This window comes from bacterium (assembly GCA_023382385.1).
Taxonomy (GTDB): domain Bacteria; phylum Electryoneota; class RPQS01; order RPQS01; family RPQS01; genus JABWCQ01.
Genome location: JAHDVH010000001.1, coordinates 905,502 through 924,823, shown reverse-complemented (window position 1 = coordinate 924,823; position 19,322 = coordinate 905,502). Strand labels below are relative to the sequence as shown.

Below are 19,322 nucleotides of genomic sequence, written 5' to 3'. Positions count from 1 at the left end.
CCCGCCCTCGGATGACCTTTCCATCCACGCTTTCAATTAGGAGATATTCCCATGAGCAATACTCGTTACGGCGACATTCCCGGGCCGATTCCGCACTCCTATTCGACGCCTGCGCTGGCCGCCGATGCTGCGACGATTGCCTTCCCGGTGTTTCGCGCACCGGTCGCTTGTATCGTCAAGAAAGTCGAATTCGTGCCGAACGCGGCCTTTACGGGCCATGATTCGAATCGCAAGAACTTGAACGTGATTTACAAAGGCGCGGACGGTTCCACCGGCGCTGCGGAAGTCGCCAACCTCGACCTCACCGCCACGCCTGCTGTGAATCTCGTGGCGTTTGATGCGAAGAACATTCCCTTGAACTCGACTTACGCCGACGGCGTGGTCATGTCCGAAGGCGATGTGCTCGCATTCGAGATTGAAGACGTCGGCACCAGCCCCGCCTTCGGTCCGGGCGTTCTGTATCTTGAGATTTACCCGAGATAATCGTGGCCGCGCGTGCGCTTCAACAGTTGTGTGACGCCGTCCGTCTGCTCTTGATGGACGGCGATCGCCACACTGTTCCGGCACAACATGAAACTGCTGTGCTGCGAGGCGTTACGCGATTGTCGCAATTCCGCCCGCGACTGCGAATCTTTGAAGTTTCGGGCGATTCGGTCGCGTTCAGATTTCCCGCGCCGAATGATTGGCAGGGCGGATTCTCGACGGTGAAGAAAGTGCTCTATCCTGTCGATGTCACTTCCAAAAGTCTCCCGCCGGAGATTTCTGCGAGTGAGATTCAAGTGATGCTCCAGCCGGATGACTCTTATGTGATTCACTTTGTCAGTTTGGTTCCGGCTCTGGGATTCAAGGCACATCTCTATTACACCGTCGAGCACGTTTTGACGAACACGGAAAGCTCGCTGCGCTCCACAGGCGATGAAGACGCGGTTGTCTATTGGGCCGCATCCGAGCTTCTGCGAGTCATGGCGGCGAAGGTGAACGCGTCGAAAGACATCGAGCAGCTTACCGCCGCTTCCAATCGGGAGTCACGCGGGTCTCAGTATCTCAGGCTCGCCGAATTGTATGAAGAGCGAAGCGGTTTGCTCGAAGGGCCTGCACTGGGCTGGGGACCGATTAACCCGGGCACAGCGGAGCAGAACACTTACCTGACTCATTAAACGAAGGAACGGTATCATGTCGCGTTTTCAGAAGTCAATCACACTGTTCGGTAATCCGACGACCGGAGCGCGGGTGACGGTTTCCGGAGGCGCAGGTGGCGTGACAGTTTGGTCAGAGCCGGTTGACATTAGCCGTCATGACGGATCTGGAATGTTCTTGAGCGTGGTGGGTGCCGCAGGCGGCGCGAGTTGCTCGATCGACGTCTACACATTTGGAACCGATGATGATACGAAGAACGATCCTGCACCCGCAAACGATGGAAGGTCGTACGGATATACCAGCATGTTTGCCTCGGCGGTCGGGTTGACCGCAGGGAGTGAGACGCTTTACAGCGTTTCCATTAGCCCTACGACTCGCCGCATGGCGCGCTGGGTACGTGCGAAGCTCGTGGTTGCTGCGGGCATCAATCTACAGGTGTTCGCCCAGCTTGACATTCGTGAGGACTTGTGATGTACCGTTCTCGCACTCAGATTTCGCTGGACACGATTACGGGCCTTTACGCCGCGGCGGGCACAACGGAACGCGTGTCACAGTCCATTTCCGCGCAACTGCATGACACGCTGATCTTGACCTTCGGGCATGATTCGGGTGCTGGCAGTCCGAAAGTCAAAGCCACAATTGAAGGCTCCTCTGATGGCGCGAATTGGGCCGCAATTCATACGGTGAATGACATCGTGTTTGACTCTAACAAGGTTGTTGCTGTCGAACATGTGCCGTTGTATGTCCGGATAAAGTTCTCCCTGACATCCGGCACTTCAATTACCGTCAATTGGGTCAACGCCGAACTGATTACGTGACATGGCTGACGGACCTGTATTTCGGTTTGAGTTCGACCGGAATGAATTGAAGTCGGCGGCAATCGCGAACCCTGAGCGCGCCGCCGCAATTGTTATGGAAGCTCTGACTGTGGCTACGAAAGGCGCGCTCTTTGAGATTCATCCGGTCGTGCTTGGGTTATTGAATGAACGTATCGGGCCGCAAGTTACCGGAAACCTCGCGAACGCATTTTCGCAGGAAGTGACCGAGGTTCAGGATGCCGTTGAAGGGAAGCTCATGAACGCCGCGAGTTATGCGGTTCCGGTCGAGGAAGGCGGAAAGCCACATATGCCTCCGCTTTGGCCGCTTGTCATTTGGGCACGGCGCAAGTTCGGACTCGGTCCGCGCGAAGCGATCGCGATGGGCAAGGCGATGCAATGGAAGATTAAGGCGCACGGCACGAAGGGCAAATGGTTCATGCGTGACGGATTCGAGAAGTCCAGACCGAAGATTGAAAGCATCTACAATAGCATGCACGATGCCGTGTTAGAAAAGCTCACGAAATCCTGATGCCGTCAGATTATCAGAATATCGTTTCCGCAATTGCCCGTCGCATGAGAACCGTGTCCGGAATTGGACACGTCCATGAAGGCCGCATGTTCACCGAGAGTCCGGATGAATTTAGCGCATTGCACTTCTGCCAGTCGCAGAAGCGCATTCACTCTTGGACAGTGACGCGCGAATCGTTTTCCGATGAGCAGGTCGAGACGGGCCACGCGCATGAGCGCCTGCATCGCTTCCGGATTCGCGGGTTTCTCAGTCTGCTGAACGACATCAACACTGACTTACAGTTCAATCGACTGATTGACGGCGTGTCCGCTGCTTTGGACGATGACGGAGACCTTGACCTGAACTGCGAGCTTCAGTTTCCCGTTCAGTGCGAGCGGATCACGGTCGCGTTCTTCGGCGACGCTCTATGTCACTACTGTGAATTGACCGTGGACGTACGGGAGTACTTCACGTCCGTTTCGGATTAACCTTTTTAGACAAGGAGATAGATCATGCTTGCACCGGCACAAGGAACGGCCACGCTTGCGGCGTTCAGGCTCAATAGCCGTAAGAGCGAACCTTACGCTATTTCATGGCCCGATTCTCAGCCCAAGCTGAATTCTTACGACAAGATTGCGCTTCTCAAGCACTCTCTGAAGAACAACCATGAGTTCGAAGACGACGCGGACGTCTTGGACGGAACCTCCGGACCTTCTCAGCATGACAAGATCGCCGTCATGCCCGGCGGTGCATTGGACATCAAGGCCGGGTTTCTGGGCCTTGACCAGTTGATTGCGGCGGCGTTGGGTTTTGAGAAGGTGCGAGGTTCAGCTTTGGAGTCTCCGGATTTCGGAATCAGCGGACTTGGCACAACACTGACCGGCACCACTGCAGCTGGTACCACCGCCACCACGCTGATCGCGTCAGCCGCTGTGTTCACCAGCGACGCGATTATCGGTGACTGGGTGCGGATTCAGGAATTGGCTTCGACTCCCAACGTCTTCGATCAGGTGCGCAAGATTGTCGGGCGCACCAGCACGACGCAGATCACGGTCGCTCCGGCGTGGAACGCGAGCGGCGGCTCTGACCCGAATGCTGGAAAAGCCTTCGCCGTCGCCCGTGAGTTTCTGCATACCTACGAGTGTTCGAAGCACATGCACGGCGAGAACTTCCAGAACATCATGGCGGGTGTATGGGGAACGGCGATCGGGACGAATGCATTTCTCACGCGCCATGGCACGCTGGTTACTTGGAACGGATGGAAGTACGAAGAATGGCAGTTCGTATTCATCAGGAAGCTGACTTTCAAGCTGGACGCAAAGAACGGGCTGCTTGTGTCTGCGGAATGCGTTCCGGCGTTTCATGACTTGACCAATTCGAACAGCCAGACACGCGATACCTGGCGCTATGTGAACGGAACGCAGGCCGTGCCGGCAAGCGGCTCATCTTTCATGGTTTATGAGCGCGTTCAGTTTCCGGACGCGGTGTTCAGATTGGCGGCGTTCAGCACGGGCACCGCATTGTCCGCTTCGCACAATGTCGGTATCTCCGAGATCGAGATCACGATTGAAAATCCGCTTGACGACGCGTCACAGACCACGAGCAGCGGTCTATATCGCGACGAACCTACCCGCAGCGAAAAGCGCAAAGTGTACGGTTCTTTCACGCTGTCCCGCCATAAGGAAAACACGCGCGTAACGCAGTTCCTGAACGAATCGAATCTCATGGCCTCGCTGACGTTCACCGGATCACCGATTACGACAGGAACGGTTCGCAACAACGAACTGAAAATCTGGCTTCGTAGACTGCGCTTGGAAACGCCGGACACGTCGATCCCGGGCGTCGGCGTCGTTCCGGAGAAGCACAGTTTCGTGTGTTTGAATTGCGACAACGTAACGGGCAACCCTGCCGGCATGCCCACTCCGACGGTTGGAGACGGCATTGAAAACGGGCCGATCATCATCCAGACACGGAACCAATTCCCGTTCAACATGTTCATGGCACAAAACCACGAGAATTTGTAATCATGTCAGTCACACAGAAGGAACTTACGGAGTCGAACAGCAAGCTCGCTGAAGAGCGGGCTTTGCTGTCGCAAAGACTCGCGAGCATTGAAGCCGTGATTCACGGCGCAACTTCAGACACCGAAAAAGTATCGCTGATCAAGGCCGCATTTATTGAATGGGCAAAGTCAGGCAAGTAATCAAACCACGGAAGACGCATCAATGACACACGCAGTTTCACTAATTAACGAATCCAAGCTTCTCTCTTACGTTCCTGTCGAAGGCGCAGAGATTTCGTACTGCAGAATCGGGACTCGACGGTATCAAGATCTAATTCGGGAATGCCGAATTGAAGATCGCGGTCCGTTGCCTGTGGACAAGGAGGCGGTTCGGCAAGTCGTCTCAGAAGTCCTGAAAGAGGACGGAACGCTCAGGGCGAACGATGAAGCGGGACTCGCGAACAAGATCTACGGCTTGCTGATCGCCGCGCTGGTGGCGAATAAGACGGACTGGAACGCTGTTAAAGTGAGAACGCTGCTTTGGGCTATCAGAAGCTGGAGCGGTATCGGTTTCAATGAAGTGGACGGGGAAGCTGCGATCGACGAGGAAAGCGTCTCGGCGTTCGCAGGAACGCCTTACGGCGATGAACTCTTCCAACTCGTCCTAATAGACCTCGCGGCGCAGAAGGCGAAGGAAGCGTCTGACCCTTTGGGGCGTTCAGGCGTTACGTCGAACTCAGCCTCGAACTCGGCTGGGGCTACTGCCGCGCCTGTTACGAAGGCTACACGGAAGACGGACGGACACCGCCCTGTTTCTCGCACGAAAAAGGGCACTGCTTCTACACTGACGCGCCGCCGTTCAAGTTAGCTCCGGCAGAACGCCGCGCTTTGTCCGTCTACTTTGACACGGTGTCGCTGTCCGGATTTGACTCGAATGGATTGCCGAGAATTGACAAGCTGGACTTTGTGCTTACGGCTCGGAATTTTCGCTTGAGTGACGACGAGTTTCAGGAACTGCTTGACCGCGTATTGCTGATTCATGACTTGAATCTCACCCATCTGATGAAGAAATCCAAAGACCATGGCTGATCGCGAAAGAGAACTTGCCATACTTCTGAAGGCGAAGGCAGACGTTGACTCTGCCTTTTCTCAGTTGAAAGAGCAGCTTGCGGGAGCGGAGTCCGCCGCTGACGATGCCGCGAGGAACGCTTCCAAGTCTTGGGAAGAGAATCTGGCGAAGATTCGGAACGCGTCTGCGATTGCGTTCGCCGGTGTGGCGGGAAGCATCGGGTTGGTCACGAAGTCGTTCATGGAGCAGGAGGACGCTGAGAATCGCGCTCGGGCGGCTACTCAGATTTCGGGCAGGTCGTGGGACGAATACAAGGGGAAAGTCGCGGGCGCCGCGGCGGAGCTGCAGGCGGTTACTCGGTTCGGCGATGAGCAGACGCTCGGAGTGTTTGCGGACTTAACGCTGTTGGTCGGCGATGCCGATGTCGCATTCGATAATCTGACCGCGACGATGGACTTGGCGGCGGGCATGAAGATGGACACGGCCAGCGCGGCTCGCGCAATGTCTCTTGTATTGCAGGGTGAAGCCGGCATGTTGGGCCGCGTTATTCCCGAGTTCCGCAATCTTAAAGAGGTGCTCGGCGAGAACGCTACCGAATCTGAACGCGCCGAATACATGCTGAGCATCCTCGGCCAGAAGTTCAAGGGTTTGGCCGAAGAGGACGCAAAGACATTGAGCGGATCTCTGCAGGGCTTGAAGAATGATGTGGGTGACGTGTCTGAGGCACTTGGTGCGGCGTTCGCCCCTACGATTACTGCGCTGTCTCAGTCGATTCGACCACTCGCGAAGGACATTGGGGAATGGGCGGGGAAGCATCAGATGCTGGTCCAAATTGTCGGATTGGGTGCGGCAGGACTGACCGGATTTCTTGCTACAGCGAGCGCAATCGGCTTGCTCTTGCCCTCGATCACGCGAGGTCTGCACTCGATGAACGCCGCGTTGGTCTTTACGCGATCGCTGATGCTGACTATACCCGGTTGGGGCTGGGCGATTGGAGGGGCAACAGCGGTTATCGCTCTGACGGCGGCAATCGCCGGTTTTGAATCAGAAGTCAAAGATACGCCGCAGAAAGTCGAGAAGGTTGAGGACGCGTTCGAACAGTTTTCCGTAGCCGCTTCAGATGCTACCGGCGTTGTCAAGGAATTCGGTCATGTTACAGCGGAAGAATTAGAAAAGGCGGCTACGGATAATTTGATTCCGGGCGTGTCGGAATTTGAGGAGAAAGTCGATAAGGTCACCAAATCGATTGCCCGACTTAACTCCACGCCGCTCACGCCTGTGATCGAGTCGCCCCCCGATCCCGTGCCCGTGCAATTGAAGTGGATTCCGCCTGAAGACACCGGCGAAGACCCGTTCGGCGAGTTTGGCGCGAACCTCACGGAACTCGATCAGATTATGACCGAGGCACATGAGGAGGGCGTTGATAACCGGATTAAGCTCGACGAATGGTACTACCTGCAACTCGGTAAGCGGCGCCAAGATGCGAAGCAGCAGTTTCTGGAAGACACGGATTTTCTGCGCAATACGCAGGCTTATGCCGTGAACGCAATGCTCAACACGGAAATGACAGGTGCGCAAAAGCGGGATGCGATTTGGAACCAGTTCAAGGCCAGCGTTGCCAGTAAGATCGCGCAAGTCACTACCAAGTACATCTGGGATGAGATTACGAAGCAGGCCATTACGACGAAGACTGCGGCGATCGGTATGGCGGCGAGCACCTCGTATACCGCGACTGAGCAGGCGAATTCGGCAAAGCGCACGGGTTCATTCATGGCTGAAGCCTACGCTAAACTCGTAGCCTTCTACGCGTGGGCAGGGCCGCTTGCGCCGGCATTCGCTGTGGGAACGATCGGCGTCGCGATTGCGGGGATTGGGGCCATTATCGCTCGGGCAATGGGAGCCATGCAGTTTCAGGAAGGCGGCGTCGTGCCCGGGCACGGGTTCGGAGACCGCGTGCCGGCGCTCTTGGAGTCCGGTGAATTCGTCGTGAATCGTCAGGCTGCGCAACGCAATCTCCCTGTTCTGGAAGCGATGAATAACGGACGGTCATTGCGCGGCGGGAATAACGTGTCGATCGCCATTAATCTTGACGGTCAGGGAATTCCGCTGCAGAAGCGCATTGAGATTCGCGATCTGGTCGAGGAAATGCTCCCTGCCGCCATCGAACGCGCGCTTGATGATCGCAGATTCAGCGTGAGCTACGCATCATGACACTGCAATACTCTTCTACCACCGTCACCCTGACCGGACGAACAGGCGCACGCAAGCCGCTGGACGTTCAGCCCGAACGCCTTCAGAGCGTCGGGGAATATGAAGATGGCACGATTGAAGTTTATGACCGCGACGTCGTTGTGTGGCTTGCAACGTTTGAGATTCGCGGCATGAGTCAGTCGAAACTCGCGGAACTCAGAAACTTCTTCCTTCACACCGTGAAAGGCTCGAAGCATCAATTCACGTTGACGCCCGATTCCGGCGTAGATTTAGGGGCGGGGAATGGCGTCGCGGTGACATGCCAATTGTTTGGCAACTTGCCGCCGCATCGCCTGTATGCCGCGCCCTCTATCTATTCGCAGAAGTTCACTGTTCGCTACCGCTCGCTGGGCACGAGTACTCCGTCATGAAAGCTCTGTCCGCGAACATCGCCGCCGGAATTGCCGCGAATTCGACGCCTCAGTTTCTGATTGAAGTTGAGAGTGCGACAACGCTGTATCGCTGGGCGACGTTTCCGTGTAATCCGGCGAATGTTTCAGGCTGGACAGGTCCTGACTTCGAGGGGAAGATTGCGAAGAACGGATTCGGCAAGATTCGGCGCGCGGTTGACATTCGTGAAGGCGGCAACGTTTCACAGGCGCAGAGATGGACGTTCAAGATTCCAAATCAGAGCTTGATTTCCGACACGCTCGCAACCGAGAACTTCATCGGCAGGCGCGCAGAAATACGGCTCATCTTTACCGATCAAACAGGTCCGTCTTGGATGAATGCTTTGCCGGTTGCTCCGAAATCGGTAATCGAAGACGTGACGTGGGACGAGAGCCATGTGACGTTCTACTGCTCGGATAGTTGGATTAAGCAGCATCGGATTCTCCCGAAGCGCATGCTGACTCCTGATGAATTCCCTGAGCTTCCCGAATCCAACAGAAACAAAGTTGTGCCAATTCTCTACGGCAATTGGCTGTTGAATTCAGGGGCGGGCATCAATAAGACAGGTGTCGCCAGTAATCTCAGCCCTGGTGCTAGTTCGATTGTGTACCATGATTACTTCCTCGGTATCCTGAATCAGCCGCTCAAATATGGCGATGTAGGAACGGGCGCAAACCGTCCTCGCTCTATTCTATGCGGGCATGACGTATTACAGCGTAGCTATCCCACTCCGGACGGGAAGTTGACGCGTTGGGTTGACGAACGAGAAATCTTCTGCTTGACGAATATACGACACGTACAACCTGCGTTTGGAGCGGTGATTGATGGTGTTACCGCAGACGAAGTGTTCAAGGCGAGTAACACGTTGTTCAGAACGACTCACTTGATACCAGTCGTCGATGTGGTGGGAACATCCGGTGCGACGAATCCTGAGTATGCCGTTGATACAAATGACACAAACTTCACTGTGCTAGACGCGAATGGCGAGGTGGTCTCGTACGAAATAGTTGCGACAGTCGGGAAGACTGGTACAACCGCAGAGAACGTTGACTGGAAGTTCCGCATTGATGCCGTCAACCGAGTGAACGACAAGGTTCAATATCAGATTTCCAAGAACGGCACCGTGCACATTTCATGGACGGACGTTCCGGCGTATGGCTCCTTTGTTACGGTTGACATTGCCACGAAAGCGTCTCCTGCCTTGGATTCAGGCGAGGGGTCGTATGCCGGGTACCAGATTGAATTCAGATTCGTTGATGTCAGCGGACATGATGCCGGGTGCGAATTCAGAATCAAGTCCGTGTACGTTCATGTTGACGAGCTTGACGATGAGAATGTTGATGTTCTTATGCAGACCGGCAAGGGCCGGATATTCGGCGAATGGATAGATTCGCCGAAGCACTCAAACTCGTTCAACGAGGGTGACTTGAACGAGAACCCCGCTTACGTCATTGAGTCTTTACTTTGTGACGAGTTAGGGTTGAAGCCGAGACTGCATGGCGCAGCTATCCAAACTCAGGACGATTCGGTCACATCGCCGTTCTTCCAAGTTCTGCATGACTCAAGTCTTGCGCTGGACGGGATTGTGTCCATCGAATGCTGGGTGAAGTTCATCTCCTTCGTTGCCGCCGGTGAGAACTTCATCGTCGCGAAAATCAACGGAAGCGGGAATATCGCGCCCTATGCATTGTCCGTTTCTACGGGCGGGAAGGTTAGGTTCTGGCGCGGTGACGGATCGACATCAAATTACCTCGAGTCCGTTGCTACGCTTTCGACGGGAGTGTGGTATCACATTGTTGCGACTGCGGCGGGCGGGTCCGGAGCAACGCGCTATATCCACATCAATGGCGTTGTCGACAACGGCTCTAGTATCATTCAGGCCGTGGCAGACGGCGGCAGCGTTCTGAGAATCGGCTTACGCGCTGGCTCGTCTACGCGGACGAATATGATTCTGGACGAGCTGCGGATTTGGGACAGGGTAATTAGCGAAGGCGAGGCAAAGCAGCTCTATAACGCGGGCAGTGGTTATCCGAAATCCTTTTACCAGGGTAACACCAAGGCATGGTGGCGATTTGACGAAGAAGGCCGACGTGAAACCGACGGCTCGACACCTTCAGGCGCATTCACGGTCACAGATTCGAGTGGCAATGGCAATGGCGCCTCTTCGAACAACCATACGTCTATGCGCTGGGTCACGGGCGCGAGCGCGAAGGTTCCGTACTCCGAGTCCGAAGTTCAGGAGAATGACGTGACAGTGGCGCACCCGCCTGCAGGATTTGATGTTATGGCGGGCAAGCGCAGCTCATGGAAGTTTGCGCGTCAGTACTTGGATAAGAGTAACAGTCTCGACATGATTCGCGACTTGTGCCGCGACGCGCATCTGGCGTATTTCGTGAATTATCTTGGCGAGTCCACTATCGCACGCATCGACGCAGGCGAATCGGGAGAGAGCCCGCCGGTCCTGTCAAAGTTTCGGTTGAACGGCGACAAGACGTCAGTCTCCGTCAAGCGCGGCGACCTCAAGTACTGGTACAATGAATTCGTGTTGAAGTTCAAGATCAACATGGCGACCGGCGAGCCGGAAGAGTCGCTGTTCGTGAGTAGTCCCGATGCGGAGTCGTTCGACTCGGGTTTCACGAATCTCTCAAGCGAAGGTTCGACCTACTGGGGGCTTTGCCGCGATGCGCATTTTGCCACGCTGCAGGTGAATCGCTGGGAGTATACGGCCACGAACATTCGTGACGCGGCTACTGCCGAATTCCTTCTGAAAGCGATCATAAAGCACCTAACGCGCAGGCCGCTGATCGTTCAGTTCAAAACGGGGTTGGGCTTGATTGGTTATGAACCACTCGAACTCGCGCGACTGTCTCACGATTTGTTACCGGCGGCGGTGAATGCGACCTCTCGGTTTAGATTGATTGAACAGGAACTTGATCCGAACTCTTGCGAAATTACCAGTACCTTTTTTGAAGTAGGGATACCATGATGATGCCTCCGAACGACTACTCTACGAACGGTTGGGGCGAGTGGAAGAACCACGTCCTCATCGAAATCAAGAGACTCGCTGATAATCAGGAAGCCATGCGCGAAGATATTATTGCTCTCAAGACGAAAGCGGCAGTGTGGGGAAGCGTTGCCGCGTTTGTGGTTACTACGCTCGTTAATTTAGCAATAGGAGTGCTGAAGTGAAGACTCTTTTCACCCGCATCTGGAATTGGTTCGACGGGAAGAAGCTCTGGTCGACCATCTGCGCAATCTTGGGTTACCAGTTGAACGAACTGGTTCATATGTATCCGGACTGCCTGCCTATCCCGCAGCAGATTCCCGTGATCGGCGGCTGGTGCGTGCCCTGGGATTGGATTCTTGGGCCGCTGGCGCTTCTCGGTATCAGCATCGGCGGCGGTCATAAGCTCGCTAAGCGTATTCAGCGCAACGGCGCCGTATTCATGCTGCTGGCCCTGCTCATGGCGGCACCGGCATTCGCGCAAGGAAAGGTGTTCGCATTGCCTATGGAGAAGTGGGTGAGCTTCGACGGCGAAGGCAAGACAGGAGCCAGTTACCGACTTGCATCGACTCTGATTGACAGCCTCGCAAGCGAAGGATTGTGCGACGGCATTCACCTCGCCTTGCACACGAATTGGGCGTACTTCGGCGACGACCCGAAGTCACTGGACCTGCGCACGAGAACGCAAGTGCTCAGGGAACAGATTGAGAGTTATGGGCTGACTTACATTGCTGGCGGCCCAGCGCTCGCCAAGCATTGGGGGCCTGCGCCGCGTTCCTATATTCCCTTAAGCACAGAGGCTCGGCAAGTAGCCTCAAGCCTCCAGACCGTCTCAACGGACGGCAAGGGCTACGCTGAGCTTGGAACCCTGAAGGCACGGCTCAACAGCTTGCCGCCGTTCACAATGGGCCGCGTCGCCGTCAAAGCGAATCTGTACGGTGGTTGGCTCTATGTCAATCATTCTGACGGGAAGTCGCACATTACGAAGATGTATTGCCCTCCGAACGCTGTCACCCGCTTCCCGTTCATAGCCTTGCCCGGGATCAGCGTCGGGCGTGTCCTATTTCGGGGGCAGGCGGGCGCCTCCATATCCAGCATCAGCATCATCCTGCACGACGCCGTTGAATCAGAGTTGGACAGTGCGGGCAATTGGGTAGGGAACGATGCAAGTGGATTCTTCAATTGCCGGACACTTGACCTTGCGGACGTGAACGGAATCTGGGAGACGTGCTGGGCCTTCAGCCAATTCCAGCAAGCACCTCTGCTGTTCGTCACCGACGAGCTGAACGGGCCCATCGGATGGACACCGAACTTCGACAAGCTCTATCCGGCAGGATGGCCACAGGCGTGGGCAGGCTATATCGAGCGTGCCGCCTTCACCTCGTTTCAGTTGACCGGAGACACGTCGTGGTTCTTTGCCACGGATCCGCGTGGCAACACCGAGGAATTGCGCTACAACCGCACTTCGAAGCCAGTGCCGACCGGCTTCACGTGTGACTATCTGCAGTATCTCGACCCGCAGACACCAATGAAGCTGCTCGTGTGGGCGGAGACGAACAGAGTCTCCGAATGGGCCTCCGTCATTGAGCAGGCACGGCAATTGGATTCAAGGCCCGTCATTGGAATCTATGCCAATGGCTCGGTTAGCGTGGACAGCGTCTTTGCGGCGGTCGCTGACCCCTGCGAAGTGGACTGGGCCGTCTTTTGGTGGAACAGGGAAGCACCGAACGCTTTTCCCATATTGAGACAGGTAAGAACAAAACTGAAAGGAACGTGAAATGGGAGTAAAGATTCCCCTCTCGCTGATTGAACCGTTCATTCTGCCGCACATCCCGAACCTTGTGCAGATGGCGGAAGGAACGCTTCCTGCCGAGCAAGAAGAGAAGAAGAAGCTCGCGCAGCTTGCGCTGGCCACTGCCGGAACGGAAGCGGCATCCGCCGTCCTTAAGACCAGCACCAAGCTGGACGACGCGGCCATAGCGGCTCTGGTAACAGATGCCAAAGCCGACATGGAATCAGCAGGCTGTCCTCACCTATTTGAGGAAGCCGACCGTTGGATCAACTGGTCCAAAGTCTAACCAAATTGTTGGCATCCATAACAAGCCCCGTCCATATTGGCGGGGCTTGTTATTCTAAAGGAGAGGCCGTATCTTGAGACACTCTGTGCGGAATGCTTTTCTTTCTACCGTAGAACAAATAAAGCAAAATCAGAGTAAATTATTGAACTTGCGGCGATGCACAAAAACGAAAAACATGAACCTAAGCTCATGTTTTACAATTGTAGCGCGTACGGGATTCGAACCCGTGTTACCGGCGTGAGAGGCCAGCGTCCTAGACCCCTAGACGAACGCGCCAAGAACACTAAGTATAGCCTTTCCCCTCGTCATTGTCAAGTCCACTTTTCCCCGCTGGTTACAACCCCGATTTGCGCTGCTAAATAGATTTGTTTAGATTAAGTAAAACCCTTCGGCCCTTGATTCGTTCCGGCCACCCCAGCCCCGTACCGCCGTTCACGCTCCGAACCAAGAAACTACTCCCATATGAGACTTGACCGAATCCTCCAAGCCATGCTCCCGCATGACGAGCAGTTCTTTGCCCTCTTCGAAGAATCCGCTCACAATATCTTCCTTGCTTCCGAGGCTCTTCTGACTCTGCCCGCAGCTGCACCCGAAGAGCGGATTGCGATCGTCGAGCGGATCAAAAGTCTTGAGCACATGGGGGATTCGGTGACGCACCGTATCTTCTCCGAACTCAACGGCACCTTTGTCACACCGATCGACCCCGAAGACATCCACTTGCTGGCGTCCTCGCTCGATGACATCCTTGACAACATTGACGGCGGCGCAGGCCGATTAGTACTCTACAAAATTGGCGTCTGTCCTCCCGATATGGTCAAGCTGATCGAGTGTCTGCATTCCTCAGTCACGGAAGTGGAACGAGGCGTGCACCTTCTGCGGCGCATGGCCAAACCGAATGAACTTCGTTCTGTTATCGAGCGCATCAATGAGTTTGAGAATCTGGCCGACAACATTTTTGAGCGTGCCATTGCAAATCTGTTTGAACAGGTCAGCAACCCGATTGAGATCATCAAACTAAAGGAAGTCTTTGTGACGTTGGAAACTGCAACAGACCGTTGTGAAGATGTTGCCAACGTCCTCGAAACCCTGCTCATCAAGCACGCCTGAAGCCGCGGCCATGACACTTCTTGTCATCTCCATCATTGTCGTGGCGTTGATCTTCGATTTCCTCAACGGTTTTCACGACTCCGCAAACTCCATCGCCACGATCGTTTCAACGCGTGTTCTGACGCCGCGCAAGGCCGTGATGTGGGCCGCTTTCTTCAACATGGCTGCAGCCTTTCTCTTCGATGTCCATATCGCCAAGACCATCGGAAAAGGCCTGATTGAACTGTCCGCCGTCAACGAGTTCGTGATTCTCTCTGGGTTGTGCGGCGCCATCACATGGAATCTCATTACGTGGTATTTCGGCATCCCGTCAAGCTCTTCCCATGCCCTGATGGGCGGATATGCGGGAGCCGCCATCGCGCACGCCGGATTCGATTCCATTCTCTACTCCGGCTGGACCAACACTCTCATCTTCATCGCTGTTGCGCCACTGATGGGAATGGTATTGGGTTTCTCCTTCATGGCTATCGTGATGTGGCTGTTCCACAAACGTCGCGGTTCAAATGTCAATCGAGCCTTCCGCAGACTGCAACTTGTTTCCGCCGCGGCCTACAGTCTCGGACACGGCACGAACGATGCACAGAAAACGATGGGCGTCATTACCGGACTGCTCGTCACCGCAGGTGTGCTGGACACTTTTGAAGTTCCCTTCTGGGTTATCCTGCTGTCACACTCCGCGATTGCATTGGGAACACTCTTCGGCGGATGGCGCATTGTCAAAACCCTCGGCCAGAAGATTACAAAGTTGAAACCTGCCGGAGGCTTCTGCGCCGAAACTGCCGGTGCCATCACGCTTCTGATCACCGCGTTCTCCGGTATCGCCGTTAGCACCACGCACACAATCAGCGGTGCAGTCATGGGCGTTGGTGCCACGCGCCGCGCGTCAGCCGTCCGCTGGGGACTTGCTGGCAATATTGTCATCGCGTGGATTCTCACCATTCCCGCCGCAGCGATAGTCGGCGCCCTCGTCTGCCTCTTTATTCACCTCTTCGTGTGATTCAAGGCAGCGCGTAGTCGCTGCTCATAGCAGAACGGGGCACGCCTGCGCGTGCCCCGTTCTGTTCCCTTCTCTTCAACCTCAGTCGAGCTGCTCTACATTCCCTTGCTGCAGAAACACGATGCTTTTATCTTGATGTCCGAGCGCTCCCACGACTTACTAAACCGCTTTTCGGTCTCCGCCGCCTGCGCGCTTCTGCCAGTCTTGTTTTGACATTCCTTCAGGCCGAGCAGGGCCCACCCATTCTCCGGATGCCGCTCCAAGTCTGCTAAATAAACCTGCTCCGCTTCCTCAAAATGCCCCTGCTCGAGCAGCAATGCTCCGAGCGCGTGCGACGCAGGCATCATCCATCCCCACGGTTCGTCATACTTCAGCTTCTCATCCTTCTCAACCGCCGTGCGCAGCAGAGCGAAGGCTTTCTCGTAGCTCCCCTTCCGGTATTCCAATTCTCCTTCAGCTAACGCCAAACCGATTTCCGCGATGACATTCACCGCGTTGTTGCCCAACAGTCTGCTTTCCGGAATCTTCTCGCAGGCCGTCTTAAGCTTTGCAAACTCTGCGTCTCCTTCGGCTACTCGTCCAGTTGCCGCATACGCCACTGTCCGAGCATAGTGCCAGAAAGCCATGGCCGCGAGCATGTCTTCCGGCGGCGCGGCTTCCTTCAAGATCTCATCCCACAACCCGAATCGCACCATCACGTGATATGGGACAGCTAGAAACGCGTCCAGAAAGTCCGGAAAAGCGCGCACCAAATCCATGTTCATCTGTGCGACTGCGTTGCGCGCCGCCTCCATGGCAAGCTGCCTGCGTCCCTCAAACATCGCTCCATATGTAAGGAAGTGCCAGTTGTGCACCCGATAAACTGTGAAAAAGTCCACGTTCTCCACATATGGCTTGTCTGCTTCAATCGCCCGCTGATTCGCCAATATCGCATCTTCATACCGTCCCAGACGTATGTCTATGTGAGATGGCATATGGACCAGGTGACCCGCGCCCGGTATCCTGTGTCGAAGCGAATCCGCCGCAGGCAAGGCTTTCTCAGGAGCCGGCGACGCTTCCATCGTGTGAATATAGAAGTGACATGCGCCCGGATGCCGCGGGTCCATCGCCAGACAACGCTCCAGCGTCGTGATAATTTCTTCCGTCCCCGGCTGCATCTCGCCCTCCGCAGTCCACAAATCCCACGGGCGCAAATTCATCATTGCGTCTGCAAAAAACACCCCCACATCCACGTCCGCAGGATACTTTTCCCAGACCTCCCGCATCGCGTTCGCATAAGCCGCATTTAGTGGCATCTGATCCGCTGGCTGCGGCCACGCATACCGATGCGTCAGCGCCTCGATCAAATCATTCTCCACATCCGTCAAGTGCGCCGTCCGCGCTGCCGCTTTGGTCACCGATTCGTATGCCAGCTTCGCTTGTGTGCTGTCCATCGCTGGATTGTTAATGTGCGGCCCGGCGGTTAATGCCATTCCCCACAATGCCATCGTGCACGTCGTGTCCAGTTCGTAAGCCTTCGCAAAACTCGGAATCGCTGCATCCTGATGATACGAAAAATACAACGTGAATCCCTGATCGAACCACGTCTGCGCATCCTTCGACTCAGTTGTGACTTTTCTCCCGAAGCCTCTCAAACTCTCTCTCAGCTCTACTGAATTTGCCGGTCTCGCGCAAAAGACTACTGTTGCGAGTACAATGCTCGCTGCTATTCTGACACCGTTCATGTTCTTCTCCCCTGACGTGATGTGATGTAACTACCTGTTCCTTGTTCTTTTGAACTTGATGGAATATCAATCTGTTCGATCGCGCCAATATAGCACGATTCTTTCAATAATCAAAGAGCCGGAGATTTCTCCGGCTCTGCACTGACCTTCCGCAATCTTCCGCTGACTATTTACCGTCCATACCCGGATGTCCGTATTGCGGCATGTCCCGCTGATGATAGTGATAACGATAGTCTTCGTCCTGCAGCTTCGTCTCCCATACACCAGCTATCTTCGCCGTCAACACAAAGGCCAGCCAGATACTCGCAATTGTCAGAGCAAGCTGCTTCGCATTCACCTTCGTGCGCGGAGTGGGAGCCAGCGTGATGCAATCCTTAATTGGACACACCGACTCGCACTTCAAACAACCTGTGCACTCAGGAGAGATTATTCGCAGTTTCGTTGCTACAGGGAGTCTCGAGGGGCAAGCCTTTGTGCAGCGGTCACAATCAATACACGTCTCTATGTTCCGTCGGATCTTCAGCGGACTTGCCCACGAAACCAATCCCAGCATGGCGCCGTACGGACAAAGATACCTGCACCAGAATCCCTCTACAAACACACTCCCGATAATCAGCACGGCAAGCACTGTAATCCCGACAACTCCAATCTCCACGAAGAACAACAGCATCTTCACATCCGCAATCTGATTGTACGGGCTGTTCATGAATGCCGCAATGCCCGCGGCACCCATCATGTAAAAGGCAAACAGAAACAATCCGAGCAGAATATACTTGATGCTCATCAGCGGATAGTCCAGCCAACGCGGCAGTAGAAAAGTCCTGCCGAACAACTTTCGTCCCAGCATCGCCAATCCTTCGCTGATCGTTCCGACCGGGCACAGCCACGAGCAGAAGGATTTCCGCGCAAGAAAGGCAATCGCCAAAAAGCACAATGTCAAAATCGCCGACGCCGGATGTATTAAGTTCAACTCTCCCCGCGCGACCCAGTCAATCACTCCCATCAATCCCGAAATCGGCAGCCAGCCTTCAACACCCGCAGGGCGCGTGGGAAGCGGCCCCTCTGTATCCAGCATCAGGGCACGTACGAACAGATAGAACTGAACCCCCAGCGCAACATTCAGCGCGGCAAACGACAACTGAACCACGTGCCTCGTTGTCCAGAAGCCCTTATACATCTTCCCCTTGGTCGTCCCGGGAATCGGCCTCTTCACAGGCTGCCTGGCTAACTCTACTATATCCATACTCTAATGTCCAAATTAGACCAACTAAGGACTATTTTATCCACAATCTGGCCTAAGTATACAAAAACTTGCACCCCAAGTTGTCACAGAATTGTCAGTTTACCAATCAAATAATTAGTTCTAAATCCAGAACTCCATTTCTTGCCGAAGTAACCTCTTTGCAATTAAGAACAAAGGTCGAGCTGATGGCTCGACCTCCTCCTGTAACCTTTGCTCCCCGCGCCTCTTCCCCGTAACTTCAACAAAAGGCTCCGAGGCTCCCTTAACAAACAAATATCAAACAATACTTTGCATTAAATAACAATAAATAATACAAAATCCCTTGACATGCTCCGCAAAACGTCGTATATTAAGCACAGCTAACCACCAAAATCTCCAACCGAGACTTCCGGCAGAAAGTTCAACCGGACCGCCCAGACCGACAAGCGGTTGGAATCAGCAAGAACCTATCGTCTCGCGCAGAACCTCGAAAGTATCCTCGGGGTATGTGAGTCCAAGTCTGCAGACGACCCGTTGCCTCACATGGCAAAAACACCTCCTTCGCTTCGGAGACCAATAATGTCAATCAATTTACGGCGCGTCGCCCTCGGTGGATTGGTCGCCGGCCTGCTTATCATGGCAAGCGGAGCGACCATGCTTCCAGTCGTTGGTGACCAGATGACCTTGGCACTCGCCCGCTTCAACCTGCCCCCGCTTAGTCATGGCGCTATGGCTTACTTCGTGTTCGTGTCGCTCACCTTTGGCTTCACGCTTGTCTGGCTGTACGCGGCCTTTATCCCCCGTCTGAAAGCGAAAGCAAAAACAGCGGTTCTTGCCGCCGTGATTGTCTGGCTAATCGGCAATCTCCTTCCTAATGTCGCCAACGTCTTCTACGGCTTCATGCCCGTCAAATTGACGGTCATCGGCATCGTCTGGGGGCTGGCCGAACTCCTGATAGGGAGTCTGGTGGGATCCCGATTATACAAAGAACGCAATGCCACCCCGTAATCCTCAAT

General features: G+C 54.8%; 21 protein-coding genes and 1 tRNA gene. 19 read left to right on the top strand and 3 right to left on the bottom strand.

Features of this window, described 5'->3' with window-relative positions:
* Positions 1-51: 51 nt before the first annotated feature.
* From KJZ99_04125 to KJZ99_04050, 16 genes are read left to right on the top strand one after another with little or no spacing between them, the layout of a single operon-like run.
* On the top strand, positions 52-483 hold the full coding sequence (locus KJZ99_04125; GenBank protein MCL4305075.1) for a hypothetical protein: 432 nt from the start codon (positions 52-54) through the stop codon (positions 481-483).
* Between the two features lie 2 nt (positions 484-485).
* A complete protein-coding gene (locus KJZ99_04120; GenBank protein ID MCL4305074.1) occupies positions 486-1,157 on the top strand; it encodes a hypothetical protein in 672 nt (223 codons plus the stop codon).
* A gap of 16 nt (positions 1,158-1,173) precedes the next feature.
* Positions 1,174-1,608: a hypothetical protein gene (locus tag KJZ99_04115; GenBank protein MCL4305073.1), complete on the top strand. Its 435-nt coding sequence runs from the start codon at positions 1,174-1,176 to the stop codon at positions 1,606-1,608.
* Positions 1,608-1,955 carry a hypothetical protein gene (locus KJZ99_04110; protein ID MCL4305072.1) on the top strand — a complete coding sequence of 116 codons (348 nt, stop codon included), beginning with the start codon at positions 1,608-1,610 and terminating at the stop codon, positions 1,953-1,955. Before KJZ99_04115 ends, KJZ99_04110 begins: the two co-directional genes overlap by 1 nt.
* A 1-nt stretch (position 1,956) precedes the next feature.
* Positions 1,957-2,484: a hypothetical protein gene (locus KJZ99_04105; GenBank protein MCL4305071.1), complete on the top strand. Its 528-nt coding sequence runs from the start codon at positions 1,957-1,959 to the stop codon at positions 2,482-2,484.
* Positions 2,484-2,951 carry a hypothetical protein gene (locus KJZ99_04100; protein ID MCL4305070.1) on the top strand — a complete coding sequence of 156 codons (468 nt, stop codon included), beginning with the start codon at positions 2,484-2,486 and terminating at the stop codon, positions 2,949-2,951. Before KJZ99_04105 ends, KJZ99_04100 begins: the two co-directional genes overlap by 1 nt.
* A gap of 24 nt (positions 2,952-2,975) precedes the next feature.
* Positions 2,976-4,487 carry a hypothetical protein gene (locus tag KJZ99_04095; GenBank protein ID MCL4305069.1) on the top strand — a complete coding sequence of 504 codons (1,512 nt, stop codon included), beginning with the start codon at positions 2,976-2,978 and terminating at the stop codon, positions 4,485-4,487.
* 2 nt (positions 4,488-4,489) lie between these two features.
* Complete coding sequence (locus KJZ99_04090) at positions 4,490-4,666, top strand: hypothetical protein (protein MCL4305068.1); 177 nt, start codon at positions 4,490-4,492, stop codon at positions 4,664-4,666.
* A 22-nt stretch (positions 4,667-4,688) separates the two neighbouring features.
* Positions 4,689-5,333, top strand: coding sequence for a hypothetical protein (locus KJZ99_04085; GenBank protein MCL4305067.1), 645 nt, complete (start codon positions 4,689-4,691; stop codon positions 5,331-5,333).
* 20 nt (positions 5,334-5,353) lie between these two features.
* Positions 5,354-5,554 (top strand): hypothetical protein, encoded by a 201-nt coding sequence (locus tag KJZ99_04080; protein MCL4305066.1) that lies wholly within the window; start codon positions 5,354-5,356, stop codon positions 5,552-5,554.
* Positions 5,547-7,745, top strand: coding sequence for a hypothetical protein (locus KJZ99_04075; protein ID MCL4305065.1), 2,199 nt, complete (start codon positions 5,547-5,549; stop codon positions 7,743-7,745). The genes KJZ99_04080 and KJZ99_04075 overlap by 8 nt, the downstream gene beginning before the upstream one ends.
* A complete protein-coding gene (locus KJZ99_04070; protein MCL4305064.1) occupies positions 7,742-8,155 on the top strand; it encodes a hypothetical protein in 414 nt (137 codons plus the stop codon). The genes KJZ99_04075 and KJZ99_04070 overlap by 4 nt, the downstream gene beginning before the upstream one ends.
* Positions 8,152-11,160, top strand: coding sequence for a hypothetical protein (locus tag KJZ99_04065; protein MCL4305063.1), 3,009 nt, complete (start codon positions 8,152-8,154; stop codon positions 11,158-11,160). The genes KJZ99_04070 and KJZ99_04065 overlap by 4 nt, the downstream gene beginning before the upstream one ends.
* Entirely contained in the window at positions 11,157-11,363 is a 207-nt protein-coding gene (locus KJZ99_04060; GenBank protein ID MCL4305062.1) for a hypothetical protein, read from the top strand. Before KJZ99_04065 ends, KJZ99_04060 begins: the two co-directional genes overlap by 4 nt.
* Entirely contained in the window at positions 11,360-12,955 is a 1,596-nt protein-coding gene (locus KJZ99_04055; protein MCL4305061.1) for a hypothetical protein, read from the top strand. Before KJZ99_04060 ends, KJZ99_04055 begins: the two co-directional genes overlap by 4 nt.
* Position 12,956: 1 nt before the next feature.
* Entirely contained in the window at positions 12,957-13,256 is a 300-nt protein-coding gene (locus tag KJZ99_04050; GenBank protein MCL4305060.1) for a hypothetical protein, read from the top strand.
* Positions 13,257-13,459: 203 nt separating this feature from the next.
* Here the strand turns inward: KJZ99_04050 and KJZ99_04045 are convergent.
* Positions 13,460-13,532 (bottom strand) — tRNA-Glu (locus KJZ99_04045).
* A gap of 186 nt (positions 13,533-13,718) precedes the next feature.
* On the opposite strand from KJZ99_04045, the gene KJZ99_04040 reads away from it, so the two are divergent.
* Positions 13,719-14,363, top strand: coding sequence for a DUF47 family protein (locus KJZ99_04040; protein MCL4305059.1), 645 nt, complete (start codon positions 13,719-13,721; stop codon positions 14,361-14,363).
* A 10-nt stretch (positions 14,364-14,373) separates the two neighbouring features.
* On the top strand, positions 14,374-15,360 hold the full coding sequence (locus tag KJZ99_04035) for an inorganic phosphate transporter family protein (GenBank protein ID MCL4305058.1): 987 nt from the start codon (positions 14,374-14,376) through the stop codon (positions 15,358-15,360).
* 95 nt (positions 15,361-15,455) lie between these two features.
* Here the strand turns inward: KJZ99_04035 and KJZ99_04030 are convergent, their stop codons facing one another.
* Both KJZ99_04030 and KJZ99_04025 read right to left on the bottom strand, forming a co-directional pair.
* Positions 15,456-17,084, bottom strand: coding sequence for a hypothetical protein (locus KJZ99_04030; GenBank protein ID MCL4305057.1), 1,629 nt, complete (start codon positions 17,082-17,084; stop codon positions 15,456-15,458).
* A gap of 166 nt (positions 17,085-17,250) precedes the next feature.
* Positions 17,251-18,327, bottom strand: a complete 1,077-nt coding sequence (locus KJZ99_04025) for a 4Fe-4S binding protein (GenBank protein MCL4305056.1) — start codon at positions 18,325-18,327, stop codon at positions 17,251-17,253.
* 558 nt (positions 18,328-18,885) lie between these two features.
* On the opposite strand from KJZ99_04025, the gene KJZ99_04020 reads away from it, so the two are divergent.
* Positions 18,886-19,314 carry a hypothetical protein gene (locus KJZ99_04020; GenBank protein ID MCL4305055.1) on the top strand — a complete coding sequence of 143 codons (429 nt, stop codon included), beginning with the start codon at positions 18,886-18,888 and terminating at the stop codon, positions 19,312-19,314.
* Positions 19,315-19,322: the final 8 nt, after the last annotated feature.